This is a genomic window from Arenibacter lacus, assembly GCF_008711145.1.
Lineage (GTDB): Bacteria > Bacteroidota > Bacteroidia > Flavobacteriales > Flavobacteriaceae > Arenibacter > Arenibacter amylolyticus.
In genome coordinates this window covers 84,738-106,860 of record NZ_VVIN01000004.1, presented here as the reverse complement: position 1 = coordinate 106,860, position 22,123 = coordinate 84,738, and the positions used below count along the sequence as shown (strand labels likewise).

The 22,123-nt window shown below is 41.0% G+C and carries 16 protein-coding genes; 2 read left to right on the top strand and 14 right to left on the bottom strand.

What is annotated here, in order from left to right:
* Positions 1 to 82: 82 nt before the first annotated feature.
* The 4 genes from F1E73_RS03090 to argS all read right to left on the bottom strand — a co-directional run bounded on the left by F1E73_RS03090 (position 83) and on the right by argS (position 9,192).
* Positions 83 to 3,484 carry a DUF1080 domain-containing protein gene (locus F1E73_RS03090; RefSeq protein ID WP_150451064.1) on the bottom strand — a complete coding sequence of 1,134 codons (3,402 nt, stop codon included), beginning with the start codon at positions 3,482 to 3,484 and terminating at the stop codon, positions 83 to 85.
* Positions 3,485 to 3,505: 21 nt separating this feature from the next.
* On the bottom strand, positions 3,506 to 4,774 hold the full coding sequence (locus tag F1E73_RS03085) for a Gfo/Idh/MocA family oxidoreductase (protein ID WP_086476080.1): 1,269 nt from the start codon (positions 4,772 to 4,774) through the stop codon (positions 3,506 to 3,508).
* 149 nt (positions 4,775 to 4,923) lie between these two features.
* Positions 4,924 to 7,254: a LamG-like jellyroll fold domain-containing protein gene (locus F1E73_RS03080; RefSeq protein ID WP_191088977.1), complete on the bottom strand. Its 2,331-nt coding sequence runs from the start codon at positions 7,252 to 7,254 to the stop codon at positions 4,924 to 4,926.
* 153 nt (positions 7,255 to 7,407) lie between these two features.
* A complete protein-coding gene (gene argS, locus F1E73_RS03075) occupies positions 7,408 to 9,192 on the bottom strand; it encodes an arginine--tRNA ligase (RefSeq protein WP_150451062.1) in 1,785 nt (594 codons plus the stop codon).
* A gap of 151 nt (positions 9,193 to 9,343) precedes the next feature.
* Here argS and F1E73_RS03070 point away from each other — a divergent pair, with 151 nt between their 5' ends.
* Together F1E73_RS03070 and F1E73_RS03065 are read left to right on the top strand one after the other, a co-directional pair.
* A complete protein-coding gene (locus F1E73_RS03070; RefSeq protein WP_150451061.1) occupies positions 9,344 to 9,769 on the top strand; it encodes a hypothetical protein in 426 nt (141 codons plus the stop codon).
* A gap of 67 nt (positions 9,770 to 9,836) precedes the next feature.
* Entirely contained in the window at positions 9,837 to 11,408 is a 1,572-nt protein-coding gene (locus tag F1E73_RS03065; RefSeq protein WP_317132943.1) for a BCCT family transporter, read from the top strand.
* Positions 11,409 to 11,437: 29 nt separating this feature from the next.
* Here F1E73_RS03065 and ctlX read toward each other — a convergent pair whose 3' ends face one another.
* The 10 genes from ctlX to rpsK form a co-directional block, all read right to left on the bottom strand.
* Complete coding sequence (ctlX, locus tag F1E73_RS03060; RefSeq protein ID WP_150451059.1) at positions 11,438 to 12,367, bottom strand: citrulline utilization hydrolase CtlX; 930 nt, start codon at positions 12,365 to 12,367, stop codon at positions 11,438 to 11,440.
* A 245-nt stretch (positions 12,368 to 12,612) separates the two neighbouring features.
* Positions 12,613 to 13,527, bottom strand: coding sequence for a dimethylarginine dimethylaminohydrolase family protein (locus tag F1E73_RS03055; RefSeq protein WP_150451058.1), 915 nt, complete (start codon positions 13,525 to 13,527; stop codon positions 12,613 to 12,615).
* A 97-nt stretch (positions 13,528 to 13,624) separates the two neighbouring features.
* On the bottom strand, positions 13,625 to 14,908 hold the full coding sequence (locus F1E73_RS03050; RefSeq protein ID WP_086476073.1) for a citrate synthase: 1,284 nt from the start codon (positions 14,906 to 14,908) through the stop codon (positions 13,625 to 13,627).
* Between the two features lie 122 nt (positions 14,909 to 15,030).
* Positions 15,031 to 16,572: a glycogen synthase gene (locus F1E73_RS03045; RefSeq protein ID WP_150451057.1), complete on the bottom strand. Its 1,542-nt coding sequence runs from the start codon at positions 16,570 to 16,572 to the stop codon at positions 15,031 to 15,033.
* A gap of 143 nt (positions 16,573 to 16,715) precedes the next feature.
* A complete protein-coding gene (gene eno, locus F1E73_RS03040; protein ID WP_086476071.1) occupies positions 16,716 to 18,005 on the bottom strand; it encodes a phosphopyruvate hydratase in 1,290 nt (429 codons plus the stop codon).
* Between the two features lie 117 nt (positions 18,006 to 18,122).
* Complete coding sequence (gene carA, locus F1E73_RS03035; protein WP_086476070.1) at positions 18,123 to 19,235, bottom strand: glutamine-hydrolyzing carbamoyl-phosphate synthase small subunit; 1,113 nt, start codon at positions 19,233 to 19,235, stop codon at positions 18,123 to 18,125.
* 174 nt (positions 19,236 to 19,409) lie between these two features.
* Complete coding sequence (gene rplQ / locus F1E73_RS03030) at positions 19,410 to 19,946, bottom strand: 50S ribosomal protein L17 (RefSeq protein WP_086476069.1); 537 nt, start codon at positions 19,944 to 19,946, stop codon at positions 19,410 to 19,412.
* 56 nt (positions 19,947 to 20,002) lie between these two features.
* On the bottom strand, positions 20,003 to 20,995 hold the full coding sequence (locus tag F1E73_RS03025) for a DNA-directed RNA polymerase subunit alpha (RefSeq protein WP_086476068.1): 993 nt from the start codon (positions 20,993 to 20,995) through the stop codon (positions 20,003 to 20,005).
* A gap of 18 nt (positions 20,996 to 21,013) precedes the next feature.
* Positions 21,014 to 21,619: a 30S ribosomal protein S4 gene (rpsD, locus tag F1E73_RS03020; protein ID WP_086476067.1), complete on the bottom strand. Its 606-nt coding sequence runs from the start codon at positions 21,617 to 21,619 to the stop codon at positions 21,014 to 21,016.
* Positions 21,620 to 21,723: 104 nt separating this feature from the next.
* Positions 21,724 to 22,116, bottom strand: coding sequence for a 30S ribosomal protein S11 (gene rpsK, locus F1E73_RS03015; protein ID WP_086476066.1), 393 nt, complete (start codon positions 22,114 to 22,116; stop codon positions 21,724 to 21,726).
* Positions 22,117 to 22,123: the final 7 nt, after the last annotated feature.

Genomic DNA, 22,123 nt, shown 5'->3' with positions numbered 1-22,123 from the left:
GATTCTGCCAGGATAGCTATAAAAAAATCGGAGGTCCCGGGAACATTCCCCAAAACCTCCGATTATATATTTATAGTATAATTTATTTGGACAGATCCTTTATTCTAATGTTTCTAAAGGCTAGTTCTGAGCCATGTCCCAGAAAAGCGATATGTCCTTTTTTCCTTAACAATCCTGGGTGATCTTTTTTATCCAAGGTCCCATTTTTGGTGGCCTCCTTTATATTCCCGTCCAAGATTACTTTTCCGTTTAGGGTAATCTTTATATGATCTCCCTTTACAATCACCTCTTGGGAATTCCATTCCCCAACCGGATTTAATGCGCCTCTTTGGGCAGCCATAATCCCATATACCGAACCATGGTACTGGTAGGGCTCTAAGTTGGCATATATCTCGGCAGTATCGTCCAAGATCTGCAATTCTTTCCCTACATAGGCAACATCTCCGGTAAGAGGGGCATGAATCCCTAAACCATTGTTAGCACCAGGAGTTAGTTTAAAATCGAACCTAAAGATAAAATCCGAATACTCTTCGATGGTATATAGGTTACCATGGCCTCCTTGTTTTGGGCGCACCAGCAACTCATTGTTTTCCACAATATAATCGGTTTTATTTCCCGTCCAATGGTCCAATTCCTTTCCAGTAAGCAACGATTTAAATCCGTCTTTCTTTTCAGCATCGGACAATTGATCGCCTCCAGAGCTTATTTCCCTTACGTAGATATTTCTAAAACCGAGATCTTCTCCGTGCGCCTGCAATTCTATGGCTTCTTTTGGAAAGATGGATTGGCTACGATCCCAGTAGTTTTCTAAAACTACATTATCCGTTACCAGCACCCCATTTAGATAAACGGTAACCCGTTCTCCTACCATCTTAATTCTAAACGTATTCCACTCATCCACCGGATTATCTGCAACCACCAACGGATCGCTCTCGTGCTTTTGGTTGTTATAGAGTCCGCCAGACCCTACTTGGGCACCTACTTTTACTAGGGCAGTATCCCAAATCTGTACTTGTGGAGTACCTCTTAAGTAAATTCCGGAATCCCCACCATTGGTAATTTTCCAGTCTACGATCATTTCAAAATCGCCATAATCCTTAATCGTACAGATATTGTTATATCCTTCTCCTTTAAAACCAATAACACCATCCTCTATATACCAATCCCTCATCATCTGCTCGTTGGCTTTTGCCTGCTCCCTTGCCAGTTGCTTGGCAGACATTTTGGATCGTGCAATCGGGTTTTGCACCAAGCCTTCCCAACCTGTAAAGTCTTTTCCATTAAAGATGGGAAGAAAACCTGGGTCATTGGACATATTATTTAAAAACTCCCTTACGTCAATTTTAATATACTGGCTATCAGGACCGGTTAAGTTATCTACGCTCCTAGAAACAATATCACGCACCACATCCCCACTAAGGCCATTATTCTTACCTGGGGTCGGTAGCGCGATGGCAATAGCCGCATTAGAGGCTGTAGTAACCAGCTCCTCATCATTTAGGTACTCGGACACAAAGACCAAAGAAAGGAAGGTCTTCACATTTCTTGCAGCCCTCAATACCTGTTGTTTTTCCCCTGTGTTTTGTGCCTCGGGCATCAATTTCCTAATCAAAAGCAATTTTTGATCGTCAGGATAGTTGGAGCGGACTACTTTGGTAAGATAATTTCCAAAAGATTTTTTTCTGATCTCCCCTTCCTTGACGTTTTTCACCGACTGAAATAGGTAGGGAATGGCATCATTATTCTTCCAATTGGATAGGGCGTTAAGAGCAACTATCTTTTCCTTATCATTCCCAGTAGACAATTGATGGGAAACCAACTTCAATGCCTTATCACTACTTAAGGAAGCCAACACCGGCAACAACTTAGTCTTATCCGATGCTGCATCGTATGCCTCGTATAGGGTATTGGAGAATTTACCGTTCCCATTATTTACAATTTGAAGCAACGCTCGCTGAACGTTTCCTATTTGATTCTCTTGATCCGTTTTACTAAGCAGTCCTAATAGTACAGGTAAATCTTTTTCCGCACTTATGGACGGCAGAGCTTGGTAAACGGCTGTATTCACTTTTTCACTTCCTTGATTTAGTAGCGAAAGAAGGGTATTAAACTGCTCCTTGGCATCTCTGGCCGACAATACATTTACCAATACTACCTTGGCTTCTTCTCCTACTACGGCCAGTTGATCTGCCAACAACTGGTTGTCCTCTGCGCTAACCAACCTCAACAAGGTTTCTTCAATAGCCAATAAGGCTTTAGGAGATTTGGCAGTTAATAAACTGTTGAACAATACGGGCAAAGCCTTGGATTTGTCCTGGTAAGACAATGCTTTAATTCCGGCAATACGCACCGCAACATCCTTATCCTTCACAGCTCTTAGGAGAACCGATTGAAACACTACCTCTTCCTTGTTTTTGGCTAGCATTCTGATAAGTAAGGGCTTGGTTTCCGCAGCAGCCCTCCTATATTGTTTTGCCCATTTGGCCACCTCAGCAGATGATAACTCTTCCCCCGCAGCATCAAAAACAGCACCTACATAGGCGGTATTTTTATTTCTGGATTCCTTCAGCAATACCCTAGTAGCACCCCTACCTTCATTTTTATTTAAGATGTGCACTCCGGCAGACCTAAAATGCAATTGATCCTCGCTCTTGCATTCTTTAAGCAGGGTATTGGCAACCTTATTACTCAAGGCCTTATTAGCTTGTTTCTGGAGGGTATTTCCATAATGGATAAAGGCTATAATACTTTTGGTGTCGTCTAATTGAAAGTTAGACTTGGCAGCCCATTTTTCTAGCACTTCGTAAGAAGCAGGACTTGCAATATTGGCCAGTGCCATTAAGGCTTGCTGCTGCACTGCCTTAGAAGAGGAAGAAAGTGCCGTGTATATGGCATCAACTGCAGGAGCAAACTCTAGCGTTCCCAAGGCATGAAGCAAATCGGCCAACTTATCCCCTGCCGCATAATTGGCAGCATCCAATATGGCATTGGCAGCATTCTCTGTTCCGATAGAAGTAAGGGCAGCAAGAACTGGCTTATAAAGTGCATCGTTCTTTAGCAATTCGCTTAAGGTCGCTACCGAAGCATCTGTCCCGCAATAGATGAGCCTATCTATAAGAAAGGTTTTCACCTCATGGTCCGAAGCCTTATTCAGCGCTTTTAACAACGCATTTTCTACTACGCCGTTTTCTATTGCAGGCTGCAATCCACCGCTATAAATTGCTAGGCTGTTTACGGCGTATCGTACTACGGTATCATCTCCTGTTCCCAGGGGAATTAACCTATCGGTAAATTTCAGTATTCCATTTTCCCCTAGTTCTATAAGCTCTTGCATCAATCGATCGGAATGCTCCAAATCTTCCGTTGGCAATTGTGCCAAAATATCAGCAACCTTGGTATCTAAGGTTCTGTTGTCCTGTGCATTGATAACTTGTGCGCTAACGAACAACAATAGCACACTTATGGTTTTATATAAATTATTCATCGTTTAAATTCTTCTTATTGATTAATATGCCCAAGAGGTTCTCATGGGTTGATCGATCAGTCTATTGGCCTCCTCATCATTGATAAATTCCTGCTTCACCGGATCAAACTCTAAGGTACGTCCTAAACGCAAGGCAATAAGCCCCATATTTACAACAGTACAAGATCTATGGCCGTTTACCTCGTTCAAGGCAAATTTCTGTCTCGTTCTTACCGATTCCGAGAATTCGGTAATCTGCTCTTCAGGATCGGGCATACTATTGATTAAACCTTCAATATTTGGGATGGTAGACTTAAATCCGTTATAGATCTTTCCATTAGGTCCTTCTATATAGGCAGCATCCTTGTCTTTGTTCTCTCCATCAAGAATAATTTGACATCCATCTGCATACGTATAGACTACTTTTCTCCAGGTACCGATGGCATCATAATGTTGTTCTGGGGCATCTACTTCCACTTTTACCGGGCTGGTATTATCCTTCCCTAGGAAATACTGCACAGGATCTATGTAGTGCTGGCCCATATCGCCAAGACCACCACCGTCATAATCCCAATACCCTCTAAAAGTACCATGTACCCTGTGTGGGTGATACGGCTTCTCCGGAGCTGGACCCAACCACATATTGTAATCTAACTCTGAAGGTACGGGCTGCGGGGTTAAATTTTCCTTTCCCACCCAATAGAATTTCCAGTTAAACCCAGTAACCCCACTAATGGTAACTTTTAGCGGCCATCCCAAGGCACCACTATCTACTACCTTCTTTAATTTTCTTACTGGGGTACCCATGCCGTAAAAGTTATCTTTAAATCGGAACCAAGTATTTAAACGGAACATTTTCCCGTGTTGTTCCATGGCCTCCACCACTTTTTTACCTTCCCCAATGGTTCTGGTCATTGGTTTTTCGCACCAAACGTCCTTACCAGCCTCTGCAGCCATAATAGACATTAATCCGTGCCAATGCGGTGGTGTGGCAATATGTACGATATCGACATCCGGGCGCTGCAACACCTCACGAAAATCGCGATATCCGGTTACCCCACTACCAACCTTTTTAAGGGTATTGGCCAAGTGATTGGCATCGGCATCACAAATGGCCAATAGTCTGGTTCCTTCATAAGTTAAATGGCCTTGTCCCATGCCTCCTACTCCAATAACCGCTTTTGTTAATTGGTCACTTGGGGCTATAAAATTGGTTCCCCCCATTACATGTCTTGGAATAATACTGATCCCTGCAGCTGCCACAAGGGATTTTCTTACGAAATCCCTCCGGCTTGTTGAATTTTTCTTCATCGATTCCTATACTATTTCTATTAATTATATGAATATGTGCTATTTACTTCGTCAAAGAAACACCACACTGCGTAAAAATAGGGGTAATATTTGGGGTAATATTTACAGGAAAAGTGAAATGTTTCTAAAAACCTTTCACAAAATGAGGATTAGACCATAGAATTTCCAATGATCTCCTCAAATTTCACAGGGTATGTTTCCCCGTAAAGTTTTTGATACAATTTGGAAAATTTGTCATAGACCGAATGGGCTGTACTTAGTTTCCCTTGGAGAATTAGTATTTTTAATTTTAACTGCAGGGCATTTTCATTTAAATCGTCATAGATATACATCACTTGCGCCAAATCTTGGAGTAGCACCTGATGTTCCTCCAACGATAACCTGGATACAACTACTTGGCAGACTTCCAATACCCTATTACTTAATTCTTCCACAAAGGGATCTAACCAAGCATCCTCTATATTCGCCAAAAAGCGTTCTTCCTTAAGGATAGTCAGTAGTTTTGGCAAGGTTTTCTCTAATTGCATAACCCCAATATCCGTCTTAAGGAAGAAATCTAGGTAATAGAGCACCTCCCTGTATTCACAGAAACAGTCATCCCCTATTTCTAGCACCCAGTGCCTATCCTTAAAGACCAATTGAATGGTAGTGGAAGCAGCCAATATTGCCCTTAGATTCTGAATATTGGTCCCTCGGGTATTTTTGGCCCTGCTTGGACTCATTCCAGGCCAAAGATATTCGGTAAGTTTTTTGGTGCTAATCCCCTTCCTATCCCCCATACTATACAACAGCACAACAAGAAAGAGCTGTTTAAGCTTAGGGGAAAGCTTTTTTGCGATATCGGCCCCGTCTCCTAAGATAATCTTAAGCGGACCAAAGCAGTGGATACTCTCCACAAAGGTCGCACGTTCCTGCTCCAAATTAGGATTTACCTGCCTTGCAGTTACTATAGAAGTAGCAACGGGCTCGCCAGCCTTCCGTATTGTCCGTTTTCTTCTCCGATAGCCATACAGCGAAAACACCAACAGGAGCAGCCCTATCACAATTAGTGGTATAAGAAATCCGCTTAACCCCTTGGCCTTCGCGATGGAGTCTCCCTTGAATTCCTCTTTTATTTCAGAGGGATTAAGTTCCCGATCCCATATTTTAATATCATCTAGATAACCGATGAAAAACTCTTGCCACAAATTACTCCCTACCACCAAGTTATAGTCCGAGGTATCATAATCCTCAATCAACTGGATTTTATCTGTCTGCACCCCGTTTATAAAAAAGGAAAGCTCGTGGTTCCATTTGGAATGCACTAGGGCTACATGAGTCCATTGGTCCACCGGGACCGGAGAGGAGCGGGAGATATAGTCTTTTATATCGGCCATTGTGAAAGTAAGAAAGCCTTTATGTAGCTTTAACACAAAATTCTCCCCCTTGCCCAAAATACTGTTGTTGTTACTGAGGACAGTTGGTTTGATCCATGCTGCGATGGTAAAACTACCTTGCAAGGCCATTCTACTATCCAGACCGGCATCCACATAAGCGCCATCATTAAAATAGCCAACCGTAGCACGATTTCTATCTTCCTCTAATTGAACCTTATTTACAATAAGCTCCTTATTATTTTTTCTGCTAATATTCCTAATCGTAGGACTGAAAGAAAAATGATCGGTAAGCCCATACTCTGGGTCTAAAGGAAAGCCGACAAACTCTTTTAAATTGCCACTATTATCTGCCGTGGTACGAATAATGTCTGGGGAGAAATAATATCCTGCTTTATAGGGGATAAACACCGGCAAATCATCCACAGCTTCCATTGGAAGACTAAAATAGGCGTTCACCCGTAGGTTTTTATGATTCTTGAACCCTACATCCTTTAAGGGTCCCGTTTTGGAATTCACCGTCCCAAAAACCCGTTTCACCTTATTTAACTCCTGTACCAAACTATCGGCCCCTAAGAATTTGGACGGGTCTACTTGTAGAAAGTTAGGCACCCTGCCCATTGCTCTCCAAAGTTGCAACAAGAGACTGTCCTTCATAGGGTGCTCATTCTTCAGCACCACCAAGCTTAGCTCTTTACTCACAGTAAACTGCAAGGAATCTACTTCTTTAGCCTTTCCATTCCACGGCAGGGCATCTACCAGATCTATGGGCACTACAGATACACTATCAATAGAGAAATCCAAATTCTTTAAGGAATTACCGCCCCATAACAACACGGCATCCTTCCCTGAAACTAGCTGTTTTAAAAAGCTCTGGTATTGTTCTCTGGCTTCTGGGACATACACAGCCAGCGGAGCCTTCCCCTGCATTATGGTAGCTAAGTTGGAGTCTTTCACCTCATCAATATCGATTAAGACGTGCGAACGCAACCTAAGCTTCCACTTATCTTCCTCGGAAAGCAGGGAGTATTCTTGCGCAACGCCCTTCCCCATCAAGGGAAGGATCAGCAAGCTGATGAAATATAAAATTAAAGGTCTCTTTAGCAAAATTTACGCAATCGCCCCTTACCGGGATTTAATATTGATTCCGCAATTTAGAAAGAATAAATAGAAAATACACTAAAGACCCAGAGGTATCCAAAAGGTCATCATTAGACAGCCCATCCAGCTTTACTAACTAGGAAATGAACATGAAAAAGCCTACATTCTTTCTGGCACTTGGATTCCCAAAAGCCCAAAAGCAGTGCTAATAACCTCGCTTACCTTTTTTGACAGTTGAATTCTGAAAATCCGTTTATTTTCATCCGACTCCCCTAAAATGGATACGTTTTGATAAAAGGAGTTAAACTCTTTCACCAGGTCGTAGGTATAATTTGCTATTAAAGCCGGACTAAAATTTTCTGCGGCAAGTTGTATGGTTTCAGGAAATAATTGAAGTTGCTTTATAAGCTCCTTTTCCTTCTCATGCATTTCAACCAAATTTGATGGCTCAGAGGCATTTAGGTTCAATTCCTTTCCTTTTCTTAGGATAGATTGGATTCTTGCGTAGGTATACTGTATAAACGGCCCTGTATTTCCTTGAAAATCTACTGATTCCTCCGGATTAAATAGGATGCGTTTTTTGGGATCTACCTTTAGAATGTAATATTTAAGAGCTCCCATCCCTATAATTTTATAGAGCTCTTGCTTCTCCTCTTCCGAATAATCTTCCAACTTACCAAGTTCCTCGGAAATATCGGCGGCAGTACGGGCCATATCCTCCATCAACTCATCGGCATCTACTACAGTTCCCTCCCTACTTTTCATCTTCCCACTTGGCAAGTCTACCATCCCATAACTTAAATGGTACAAGTTGTCTGCCCAATTGAAGCCCAACTTTTTTAAGATCAGGAAGAGTACTTTAAAATGATAGTCCTGTTCGTTCCCTACGGTATAAACCATTCCACCAACGTCTGGATTATCTTTTACCCGTTGTATGGCAGTTCCAATATCTTGGGTCATATAAACCGCAGTACCATCGGATCTAAGCACAATCTTTTCATCGAGGCCCTCATCGGTAAGGTCTATCCACACACTACCATCGTCCTTCCTGTAAAAAACACCTCTTTTTAATCCGTCTTCCACAAAATCCTTACCTAATAGATAGGTATCACTTTCATAATATAGTTGATCAAAATCTACTCCTAGATTTTTATAGGTCACATCAAAACCATCATAGACCCAGGAATTCATGGTTTCCCACAACTTAACCACTTCTGGATCTCCTGCCTCCCATTTTCTTAGCATTTCCTGAGCTTCCGATAAAATAGGCGCTTCTTTCTCTGCCACCTCCTTATCTACACCTTGGGCCACCATATCCTCTATTTGCGACTTATAAGCTTTATCGAAGGCCACGTAATAATTACCTACCAACTTATCGCCTTTGAGTCCGGTACTTTCCGGAGTTTCCCCATTACCAAAATGTTGCCAAGCCACCATACTTTTACAAATATGGATTCCCCTGTCATTAATTATTTGGGTTTTATATACCTTTTTCCCAGCTGCTTTTAGAATTTCGGCCACCGAATATCCCAACAAATTATTTCTAACATGTCCCAAATGGAGGGGTTTATTGGTATTTGGCGAGGAGTACTCCACCATAACAGCCTTATCTTGTTCTTGGCCTACCAAACCAAAGTCTGGATTAGGTAATATTCCTTTAAAGAACTGAAGGTAATAGGCATCACTGATAATGATGTTAAGAAACCCTTTTACCACATTAAAATCCTGAACTTCTTCTACCTTATCTTTTAAGTACTGACCTATTTGCTCCCCTATTTGCACAGGGTTTCCTTTCACCACCCTCAACATGGGGAAAATAACGACCGTTAGGTCCCCGGCAAAATCCTTACGGGTAGGTTGAAACTCTACCGTGGGCAATTCTACCTGATATATTTCGGATACTGCTTCCTTTACCTTCTGGGATAAGACTTCTTGAATGTTCATTAAGTTCTGGTGTTTAAGCCTGCAAAATTAAACAATTTTCTTGTTACTACGAGATGATGTACCCATACAGCCATGGAAGTAAGAAGATTTCTTTAACTTTATATGCTATAACGCCCTAACAAAAGCCCTAGTAGGGAAAAAACAAACTAGAATGCTACTCAACGTTTCCTATAACAATAAAGAAGTCTTCCGAAAAATAGACAAGGAAGTAGGCAAGCCATTTACTATAAAAGAACGGTTTGCCCTAAACGGTATAGGCTCTCCCAAACTGTTTATCGTGGACAGCAGTAGTCAAATAAAGAATTTACTGCTCTTAGACAATAACACAAATACTTGCAATATAGAACTCCGCCCTCAGGGAATCATTATACGATTTAGATCTTTATTGGAGACCTTCGGACTCATTATCCCCTATTATAAATTATCGCTATACAAAACGGATTTGGGACTATATACCATTTACAGGGACGAGTATTATATTCAGATAAAAGCAGACACCAAGGCAATACAGAAGTTTTTTACTAAGATGCTGGGATATAGGACAGACAATTCCCCCACTTCCATTGAAGACCTCTAATTCCTAATTTTTCAATTGACACCAGTTTCTATGAAAACAACAATTTACATCTTGGAAACACGTATTAATTATAAGGGCAGTTAGACTCCGTAAACTATTAATCGAGAAAAAAATTAAGGCACTCAGATCCATTTTTAAAAACCCACTACTCTCCATTTCAATCGGGATCTTAACCCTCCTGATTTTAACGGTGTTCCTAGCTACCGAGGCTACCTACAACACCATAGAAGCAACCTCACTTTGGGTACGAAATTATTTTGGAGCCTTTTATCTCTATTTAGGCTTAGGCTGTGTGCTCTTACTATTGGGCATTGCCTTGTCCCCCTTAGGGAGCATCAGACTTGGAAAATCTTCACAGTTTCCGGAGCATAGTTTTTGGGCATGGATTGCCATGTTGTACAGTGCCGGGATGGGCGCCGGTATATTATTACGGGCGGTACAAGAACCTGTTTTTATGCAACAACATCCACCCTACGCTTCCCAGGCCTCCCCAGACATCCTTGCCTTAACCTACACCTTTTATCAATGGGGCTTTACGGCTTGGGCATTTTACGGACTTTTCGCAATGGTCATCGGCTATTTCCTTTTCACAAAAAAACGAAAGGTATTGGTAAGCGCCACTCTTGAAGACGCAGTATCCCAAAAGCCCATAAAACTGGGCATCGACATTTTAACCATTATTACCACGGTATTTGGTCTGGTAGCCGCCATTGGCCTGGGTACTACTCAGATAAATGGGGGAATAAACCATGTATTCTCTGCAAATAACGGACTATATGCCACCTTATTATTAACCACACTTATCTCTTCCCTTGCCCTATATTCTGCCTGGAACGGTGTTAAGAGAGGGATAAAAGTAATCTCTAAAATAAACATCCGAATTACCCTTGCCTTGTTGTTATTTACTTTTTTCAACAGCGATATCAATATGGTTCTTATAAATTTTTTCAAAGCTACTTGGCAATATTTCATAGATTTTATCCCTATGAGTTTAGCCTATGGAGACTATGATCCGGGCATTGCATTTTTAACGGACTGGACCTATTACTATTGGGCATTTTGGATTGCCTGGGCTCCTTTTACAGGAATTTTCATTGCACGCATATCCAAAGGACGCACCTTGCGACAATTGTCATTGGGAGTATTAATTGTCCCTAGTTTGGGAACATTTTTCTGGTTTTCCGTTTTTGGAAGCTCGGCCTTTCAACTCATAGAGGGCTGGGGCGGTTACCAGGGGGAGTTTAGCGGGGTATTTTCATCCCTATTTATATTCTTTGCCAATTACCCCATGGCCACCCTATTAAACTTGACCACCATTGTACTCTTAATCGGATTCTTGGTTACTTCGGTAGATTCTGCAGTTTATGTATTGAGCATGTTTTCGGATAAGGGGAACAAAAACCCGAAAAAATTACATCGCCTGCTTTGGTCTATTTTCCTATTTCTTACTACCGTTGCCATGATTCTTTTGGGAAATGCCAAACCAGCGGTAGATGTGTTGGTAGCGGCACAAAAGTTATTGATCATCACCTCCCTACCTTTTGCCTTTTTCATGATAATTATGACCCTATTATTTCTAAGGCAGTTGATAATACAAAAAAGGCTTCCTAAATCCGGGCATGAGAATAGCCTAAATTAGGAAGCCTATTAAATTTTGAGTTAAAAAGACTATTCTTTTGGCAAAAACACCTCTGCCATCATGCATCTTGCACTTCCTCCCCCACAGGTTTCAATGGTATCCAAGGAACTGTGTACAATTTCACAATGTTTTTCGATCGCTGCAATCTGGTCGGGCCTAAGGCTCTCATAAGCAGTGGTACTCATCACAAGAAGTCGCTTACTCCCCATTCCCAACACTTGAAGCATATTGCCGGCAAATTGGTGCATTTGCGCCTCGGTAATAGCGATAATTTCCTTTCCATCTTTCTTTAAATGGGAAACCACATTTTTCTTTTCCTTGTTATCATCTATCGAATCCAAGCAGATAACGGCAAAGGTTTCTGCCAAGCACATCATAACATTGGTGTGATAAATTGGTTTCCTTCCTCCATTTACAGATTGGTAAGCGGTAAATACTACAGGAGTAAATTCAAAATCCTCACAAAATTCTATCAAAAGATCCTCATCTGCACGCTGGGAAAGGGCACAATACGCCTTTTGGTTTTCCCTATCCAAGATCATAACCCCGGTAGCCTCAAGGAACAATTCTTCGGCCTCTGCAGCGGTATAATCCATAATATTACGGATAACAAAACCTTTTTCCTCCAAAACATCCAAAACATCCTCCCTACGCTCCTTTCTCCTATTTTCCGCAAATAAGGGATAAAGTCCCACAGTACCATCTTCATGAAAAGATATCCAATTGTTAGGGAACACTGCATCTGGAGTATCTACCTCCTTCCTATCTTCCATTACAATTACGTTTACACCCTTTTCCCTTAGCACACGTACAAAGGCATCGAACTCTGCCTGGGCTCTACTATTTATCTCTTTATTTTTTAAATCAATATCTTCCTGAAAGTAATTGTTTACTGCAGTCTGCTCGTTCATCCGAAAATTTACCGGACGGATCATAAGAATGTTATTGGTAATCTGCATTATTTTAATTTTTAAAAAATTGAAACACTAAACCTAAACGAATTGAATTGGAATGATAATTTGGCTGGCAACGGACCTTAAACTGTCCATGGCCACCGTTTTAAGCCGGGGCAAAGATATCTTTTATTCCCGTAAATGGAGTACTATTGATTTTGTATAAAATAAGCCTTTAGCCTCCCCCACTTTACTGGTACCACTGTCAATTTTTATAGGAAATACGCAACACGTTGTGGCATCCACATAAGCTACTCCCTAACCAGTGGTAAGGTGCTACACCTAAGCAAACCTCCCTGTTTGGAAACTTCCGCATAGGGAATTTCCTCTACGGTTATCCCACGGTCCCTAAGCCAGTTGTTTAACCTGGTAAAATTACGCTCCGACACCACCACGGTTGGCGAAATGGAAAAAACATTGCTCATCATATTATACATCTCCTCTTTGGTAATCTCAAATACCTTGTCTTTCCCAAAGTAATCTACCAACCATTGGTATTCCTCTTCTACCAAGAATCCATTTTTATGCAAAATTGCCATATCCCTACCTATGGGCTGAAAACAACAATCCAAATGCAGGGCATTTTCCTTGGGATTGGTATTGGATTTACGAAGTTCGAAGGCCTTAACCGTCTTATTCGGAAACTTTTCCTTTAAAAATTCCACAGCCGCTTTATTGGTTCTAGCGGTTATATAATCGGCATAATCCAGCCCGGTATAAGTGCCTATAAATATATGATCGTTCCACGGCATTACATCCCCGCCTTCTATATGAACCTCCTTAGGAGGGTAAATAATTTGGTCTTCATGTATTTTCTTTAGGACGTATTTTATAGCATCGAACTCTCTTTCCCTGTCTGGAAGGATATTTGCTTTAATCAACTTATCTTCTATGACAAAGGCGATATCCCTAGCAAAGATCTGGTTGCAATTTGCAATGACCTTCGGACTAAACACTTGTACATTATGTTTTTCCAAGACCGCGGTAAAGGCCGCTATTTCACCTATCATATCTTCCTCCTTGGGATAGGTACCCGCTAGAATGTGCTGTAACGACTTTGGATCATACGCCTCCTCTGCCAAGGGGACTGGACCGCTATGAACTGCTGTTCCCAACACCACCGACTTTAAACTTGAAGTCTCGTCCTTAATATTCAACTTTATCATTGCCGATTTTTAATCAAATATAAAATACTTATACTTATAAATAACCTGCCCCAAGCATTTTAAATACTTGGGGCAGTGTAATCAATAGGGGGTCCTATTATCTTTTATCCAATTCTACAAACTCCCTGGACGGATGCCCAACGTATACCTGTCTAGGACGACCTATAGGTTCGTTGTTCAACCTCATTTCCCTCCACTGGGCAATCCACCCCGGTAAACGGCCCAAGGCAAACATTACCGTGAACATTTCAGTTGGAATTCCTAGCGACCTGTAGATGATTCCAGAATAAAAATCTACGTTTGGATATAATTTTCTATCTACAAAATAGGAATCTTCCAGTGCTTCTTTTTCCAAGCCTTTGGCAATATCCAAAATAGGATCTTCCAACCCAAGATCACTCAACACCTCGTCTGCTGCCTTTTTTATTATTCTAGCCCTTGGATCAAAATTCTTATATACTCTATGCCCAAAGCCCATTAATCTAAATGGATCGTTTTTATCCTTGGCCTTGTTCATATATTTCTTGGTATCCCCACCATCGGCCGCAATAGCCTCTAGCATCTCCAATACGGCTTGATTAGCCCCACCGTGCAAAGGACCCCATAATGCAGCGATCCCTGCGGACAAGGAGGCAAACAGCCCCGCGTGAGACGACCCCACCATACGTACGGTAGAGGTGGAGCAGTTCTGCTCGTGGTCTGCATGTAGGATCAATAATTTATCCAGGGCATCGATGACCACCTTGTTCTTTTCATATTGGTGGTTGGGTCTTTTAAACATCATCTTATGGATGTTCTCCACATAGCCCAAGGTATCATCCCCATAATCTAACGGAAGGCCTTTTTTCTTTCTTAAGGTCCATGCTACCAGTACGGGAAATTTTGCCAAGATTCTTACAATGGCCCAATACATCTCCTTTTCGGAGGATACATTCACAGAGCTGGGGTTAAATGCAATCAAAGCAGAAGTTAAACTAGTAAGCACTCCCATGGGGTGCGCCGATTTTGGAAAACCGTCCAAAATTTTCTTCATCTCCTCATCTACATGAGACTCTCCCTTAATATCGTTATGAAATTTGTTGAGTTCCTCTTGATTGGGCAATTCCCCAAAAATCAACAAATAGGCCACTTCTAAAAAATCTGCCTTTTCCGCTAATTCTTCAATGGAATACCCTCTGTACCGCAACATGCCTTTTTCCCCGTCCAGAAACGTAATGGCACTTTGACAAGAGCCCGTATTCTTATAGCCAGGATCGATAGTGATCATTCCCGTAGCGGAACGCATAGTTTTTATATCGATGGCCAATTCATTCTCAGTACCTTTTATCACTGGAAATTCGTAACTTTTTCCAGCATATTCCAATCTTGCGTTATTTGACATTTCTTAGCTTCCTATTTTTTTGATTAACGGTAAAATTACTAAAAACACCTAAGTTTAACAATTCAGGATTTCTTATTTTACAAATTATTATGAAATCGATTTAATAAAAGCGGAGCCTTTATTTATGGATTAATGGAATACAAATATTTATAGTAGTCATCCAAGGATTTTTCCCAGGTAAATCTCATTTTTTTGGCGTTGGCCCCTATCTTCTTCCATTTTGGTTTATCGTTGATAAAAATGTCAATTGCCTGTTCTGTCACTTCCAACATGTTTTTGATCTTCTCATCATAGGTGTCCCCATCAAAACTAAAACCAGTTTTCATATGTTCCACAGTATCCTTTAGCCCCCCAGTGTTATGAACCAAACAGGGATTTCCATTTCGCATGGACAACATCTGACTTATTCCGCATGGCTCAAATAAGCTGGGCATAAAGTAAAGGTCGGTTTCCAGATAAATAGAATCTATAAGGTCTTCGGACTGTCCGTTGGTAAAAATAAAGTTTTCGTGCTTATAGCTCAACTCGCGAAACAGTTGCTCATAATCTGGCGCCCCAGTTCCCAAGAGCATAAAAATTCCATCAACCTTTTTCAATTTTTCCAGAATTTCTTCAAATGCTTCTGGAGATCGCTTAAAAAAGTAAAACTTCTGTTCTGTTAATCTGGCCACACTAGAGATGATAAATTTAGGCCTATTGGAAACATACCTCATTACCTTCTCTCCTGTATGGGCAAGGAAGTCGGCCTTATATTTTTTATTCTCGTCTTGTAGCCATCCAAAAAGGGCTTTTACAATATTTCTATAAATAAAACCTGTTTCTGCTACCCTAATATTATTGTAGTTGGCACCATTTAAGATTCCAAACAGCCTTCCTTCGTTATTCGCTTGCTGCAGATCCGTTTCCAATCCTTCTCCCCCAATAAACTCTGGCGGATTGCTAGGCAACAGCACATCTTCCTTATAGGAGGGAGATACGGTATGCACAGCATCTGCAAGCCGAATCCCTACGGCCATAAGGTTAATACAGTCTTGGTAACGATGGTCCCTTAAGGCTTCCTCATCAATAGGGATATTTGGAAACCAATGGGACAAGGACGAATAGTTATTGTAGAAGGGTCTTATCCCTTGAATAGCGAGATTGTGTATGGTATACACAAAACGCATCTTCTTTAAATCGGTGTAATCCGGGTGGTACGTTTTTAAGAACAGTAAAAGACTAGAGTGCCAGTCGTGCATATGCACAATATCTAGCTCGCCAAAGTACCCCAACTTTATAGCTTCGGCAACCGCTGTACAAAAAATGGTGTATTTTACATTGTCGGTATAGAAAGCCTCCTCAGGATCGTCATGGTAGATATGACCTATTTCCCCTGCGGTTATTTCCGGATGATGTACAACATAGTGATGCACATTATCAAACTCCCTCTTCGGAGGAACTTTATATAGTTCCGCCAAATATTCCATCCCCCTTAGATTAAGAGACATGGTCCCCACCAGCGTTCCGTTTTGGTGTAGCCTGGAATAGGAAGGCACAACGATATGCGCAGCATCTCCGCGCCCAGAAATATGTCGTGGTACATCACGGACCACATCCCCCATTCCACCCGCCTTGCATCTAGCAATGCCATCGTTCTCTGCGGATACAAATAGAAAGTTGATCATAGGTTATTTTAAAGGGTTGGTTAATAAAGTATAATATAAATATTTATTTCTGATATAATAACAATAGCTCGATTTAATTAATAAAAAATGCCATTCAAGTTTTGAATGGCATTTTTTTATTGTTGCAATTAAAAGAAAAGCTATTAAATGTTAAAAGCATTTCTCTGCGGATAATAGGCCACAGTTCCCAATTCCTCTTCAATTCTAAGCAACTGGTTATATTTTGCCATCCTATCGGACCTTGAGGCAGAACCTGTTTTAATCTGTCCGGTGTTCAGTGCAACGGCAAGATCTGCAATGGTATTGTCCTCAGTCTCTCCTGAACGGTGCGACATTACGGAGGTAAATCCTGCATTCTTAGCCATATTGATAGCTGCTATAGTTTCGGTAAGTGTTCCAATCTGGTTTACCTTAATCAAAATGGAGTTTGCGATACCCTCTTTAATTCCTCTGGATAAACGCTCAACATTAGTAACAAACAAATCGTCTCCTACTAATTGTACCTTATCCCCAATTTTTTCGGTCAGGGCTTTCCAACCATCCCAATCGTTTTCATCCATACCGTCTTCAATGGAAAGGATAGGGTATTTGGCGCTTAGATCTGCCAAGTATTGAGCTTGTTCCTCAGAGGTTCTTACCACTCCCTTGTCTCCTTCAAATTTAGTATAGTCATATTTACCATCCACGTAGAATTCTGCAGCAGCACAATCCAAGGCGATCATTACTTCGTCTCCTAATTTATAGCCTGCTTTTTCTACTGCTTTAGCTATGGTGTCCAAAGCATCTTCGGTACCTCCTGCAAGATTAGGTGCAAAACCACCTTCATCACCTACAGCTGTACTTAACCCTCTTTCGTGAAGAACGTCTTTTAGGTGGTGGAAAATTTCGGTTCCCATCTGCATAGCGTGGGAAAAACTTTTTGCCTTAATGGGCATCACCATAAATTCCTGAAAAGCGATCGGGGCATCGGAGTGAGAACCACCGTTAATTATATTCATCATAGGCACAGGCAAAGTGTTTGCACTTACCCCTCCTACATATCTAAAAAGGGAAAGTCCCAATTCATTTGCTGCCGCCTTGGCTACTGCCAAAGATACACCTAGAATGGCGTTAGCTCCCAGTTTTGATTTGTTTGGCGTACCGTCCAAGTCGATCATCACCTGGTCTACCAAGTTCTGCTCAAAAACGGACATACCCAATATTTCTTCAGCAATCACGGTATTCACATTTTCTACCGCCTGTGATACCCCTTTGCCCATAAAAGTCTTGCCTCCATCACGCAACTCAACGGCCTCGTGCTCTCCAGTAGAAGCTCCGGATGGAACAGCAGCCCTACCCATAATACCATTTTCGGTGATTACATCTACTTCTACCGTAGGATTACCTCTAGAATCAAGAATTTGTCTTGCATGAACGCTTAGGATGATACTCATATATCGTAATTTTAATTTTATTTAATTTATTATGCAAATATAGTAAAGGAAGCCCGTTCCTCCCTATTATTATCGCCCAAATAGCCGTTTTAGGGCCTATTATGGGACTCTATCGTTTTAGTTGGATGCAGATTGGATCATTTCTAAGAATTGATCAAATAGGTAATTGGCATCATTGGGTCCTGGACTAGCTTCTGGGTGGTATTGAACCGAAAATACATCCTTCCCCTTTATCCTCATCCCAGCCAAGGTATTGTCATTTAGATGCACATGGGTCAACTCTAAATTAGGATTAGCCTCTGCTTCTTCCTTATTCACCGCAAAACCATGATTTTGGGAAGTGATTTCCCCTTTCCCTGTCAATAGGTTCATAACCGGGTGGTTAATACCCCTATGTCCGTTATGCATTTTATAAGTAGACACCTCGTTAGCCAAAGCCAACACCTGATGTCCAAGGCAAATACCAAATACTGGCTTACCAGATTCGATCATTTTCTTAGCAGCTGCTACGGCTTCGTGCAAAGGATCTGGATCTCCAGGTCCATTAGAAATAAAATATCCATCCGGATTCCATTCACTCATTTCCTCGAAGGTAGCGTTGTAAGGAAACACCTTTATATAAGCATCCCTTTTGGCTAGGTTTCTAAGAATATTCCTTTTAATCCCAATATCCAAAGCTGCAATCCTATACTTTGCAGTTTCCTCACCAAAGTAATAAGCTTCTTTGGTAGAAACTTTGGAAGCCAGTTCCAAACCTTCCATATTAGGCACTTCGGCCAGCTGCTTTTTTAATTCTTCAATATTGTTAACATCGGTGGTCATAACGGCGTTCATGGCTCCATGATCTCTAATATAACCTACCAAAGCACGGGTATCTACATCGGATATGGCAAACAAATTGCTCTTCTCCATAAACTCTAACAAACTTGCATCGGATAGATCCCTGGAATAGTTATAACTGAAATTCTTGCATACCAAACCAGCTATTTGTACCGTATCAGATTCTACTTCTTCGTCACGTGTACCATAATTGCCAATATGGGCATTGCTTGTTACCATGATCTGCCCGTAATAGGAAGGATCAGTGAATATTTCCTGATATCCGGTCATTCCGGTATTAAAGCACGCCTCTCCAAAGACCGTTCCTTCTTTGTCACCTACAGACTTGCCGTGAAATATAGTTCCATCGGCCAATAACAAAATTGCTTTTTTTCTTGATTGATACTTCATTTACTAGTGTTCCCTTTATTAAATTGACAAAATGATATATAGTTGGATGCTTTCCCTAGCCGGCTATAGCACTCGCAGCCACAAAGTTACGAGAAAACCGGATTATTTGATATAAAAAAAGGATAAGCTTTAAGGCTTATCCTTTTTAAAAAATAGTATTATTTAAAAGCTGACTTATTCTTTGGAATCATCACCTTTAGGTTCTGCTTTAGAATCCGTATCCGCTTTTGCTTCAGTGTTAGTAGCAGGTGCTTCGGGCGTAGCAGCCTTTTTAGCTCCTCTACCTCTTCTGGTAGTTTTTTGCTTCTTAGGCTTGTCAGCATTGTAGATTTCGTTGAAATCCACCAATTCTATCATCGCCATATCAGCATTATCCCCCAAACGGTTACCCAGCTTAATAATTCTGGTATACCCACCTGGTCTATCGCCTACTTTCTCCGCTACAGTCCCGAAAAGTTCGGTAATTGCATTTTTATCGCGAAGGTTTTTAAAAGCGATACGGCGGTTGTGGGTTCCTTTCTCAAGAGTTTGATTGTTCTCTGCCTTAGACCTAGTGATCAATGGCTCTACAAACTGCTTTAAAGCTTTCGCCTTAGCAACAGTTGTATTAATTCTCTTGTGCTCTATTAAAGAACAGGCCATGTTAGCCAACATCGCGCTTCTATGGGCTGTCTTTCTTCCTAAATGATTAACTTTTTTGCCGTGTCTCATTGTACTTTTCTATAAACTTTTCGTAGATAGGGTTATCCCATTCTTAAAAAGCGGTATTAATCTTTATCCAATTTATATTTTGATAAGTCCATTCCGAAACTTAATCCTTTGTTCATCACCAATTCTTCCAATTCGGTCAAGGATTTTTTTCCAAAGTTTCTAAACTTCATTAAATCGTTTTTGTTATAGGCAACCAAGTCTCCCAAAGAATCCACTTCAGCTGCTTTTAAGCAGTTAAGTGCCCTTACGGAAAGATCCAAATCTACCAATTTAGTCTTTAAAAGCTGACGCATGTGCAAAGATTCCTCATCATAGGTCTCTGTTTGCGCAATCTCATCGGCTTCCAAAGTAATACGCTCATCCGAAAACAACATAAAGTGGTGAATAAGAACTTTCGCCCCTTCCGTTAAAGCGTCTTTCGGGTGGATAGAGCCATCGGTAACAATTTCGAAAACCAATTTTTCGTAATCCGTTTTCTGTTCTACCCTAAAGTTTTCGATACTATACTTTACGTTTTTAATAGGTGTAAATATAGAATCTACTGCAATGGTCCCCAACATGGCGTTGGATTTCTTGTTTTCCTCTGCTGGCACATAGCCCCTGCCTTTTTCAATGACAATATCCATGTTAAGGTTTACCGAGGACTCCATATTACAGATAACTAAATCTGGGTTCAATACCTGGTAACCAGAGATAAACTTTTGAAAGTCACCTGCTGTTAACTGCTCTTTTCCACTAATGGAAATGGAAACTGTCTCACTGTCCACGTCTTCGATCTGCCTCTTAAAGCGAACTTGCTTTAAGTTAAGGATGATTTCGGTAACGTCTTCAACAACACCTGAAATTACAGAAAACTCGTGCTCTACCTTATCAATTCTGACTGAAGTGATAGCGAAACCTTCCAACGAGGAAAGCAGAACCCTTCTTAATGCGTTCCCAATAGTAAGGCCATAACCTGGTTCCAACGGACGAAATTCAAATTTGCCTTCGAAATCGGAGGAATCAATCATTATAACTTTATCGGGCTTCTGAAAATTTAATAATGCCATAATTGGATCAGTGTTGTTTTATTTAGAGTATAACTCAACTATTAATTGTTCTTTTATGTTTTCCGGAATTTGCATTCTTTCTGGGATGGCAACAAAACTACCCTCCTTTTTTTCTGAATTCCATGTAATCCACTCGTACACCTTAGAATTGGCGTCCAAAGATTCTACAATGGCTTTTAGGGATTTAGATTTTTCCCTTACTCCTACAACATCACCTGGCTTTAGGGTATAAGAAGGAATATTTACCAATTCGCCGTTCACGGTAATGTGTCTGTGGGAAACCAATTGTCTGGCTGCGCTTCTAGTAGGAGCAATCCCCATTCTGTAAACCACATTATCTAGACGGGACTCACAAAGCTGAAGCAATACCTCACCGGTAACTCCACCACTTCTGTTGGCCTTTCCAAATATGTTTCTAAATTGTTTTTCCAAAATACCGTAGGTGTATTTTGCTTTTTGCTTTTCCATTAACTGGATAGCATATTCGGACTTTTTACCACGGCGTCTGTTGTTACCATGTTGTCCAGGAGGATAATTTCTTTTCTCAAAAGCTTTATCGTCTCCGAAAATCGCTTCCCCGAATTTACGGGCGATCTTTGTTTTTGGTCCTGTATATCTTGCCATTTCTCTTTAATTTTGGAAGTGTGATTATGAATTAAGGCTTATCCTTCGATAATCGTAACTACACTCCTTTGAAAAACCCAATTTCGGGTCAATGATTATTAAAATTATACTCTTCTTCTTTTTGGTGGTCTACATCCGTTGTGCGGCATTGGGGTAATATCGATTATTTCTGTTACCTCAATTCCGGCATTGTGTAGAGATCGGATGGCAGATTCCCTTCCATTTCCTGGTCCCTTAACGTAAACCTTTACCTTTCTTAAACCAGCCTCATGCGCAATTCTTGCACAATCTTCGGAAGCAACCTGAGCTGCGTATGGGGTGTTCTTTTTAGAGCCTCTAAAACCCATTTTACCTGCTGAAGACCAAGAGATAACATCTCCTTTTTTGTTGGTTAAGGAAATAATAATATTATTAAAAGAAGCTGTCACATGGGCTTCGCCCACAGACTCTACCACTACTTTGCGCTTCTTAGCCGCTTTTGAACTTGCCTTTGCCATAATATCC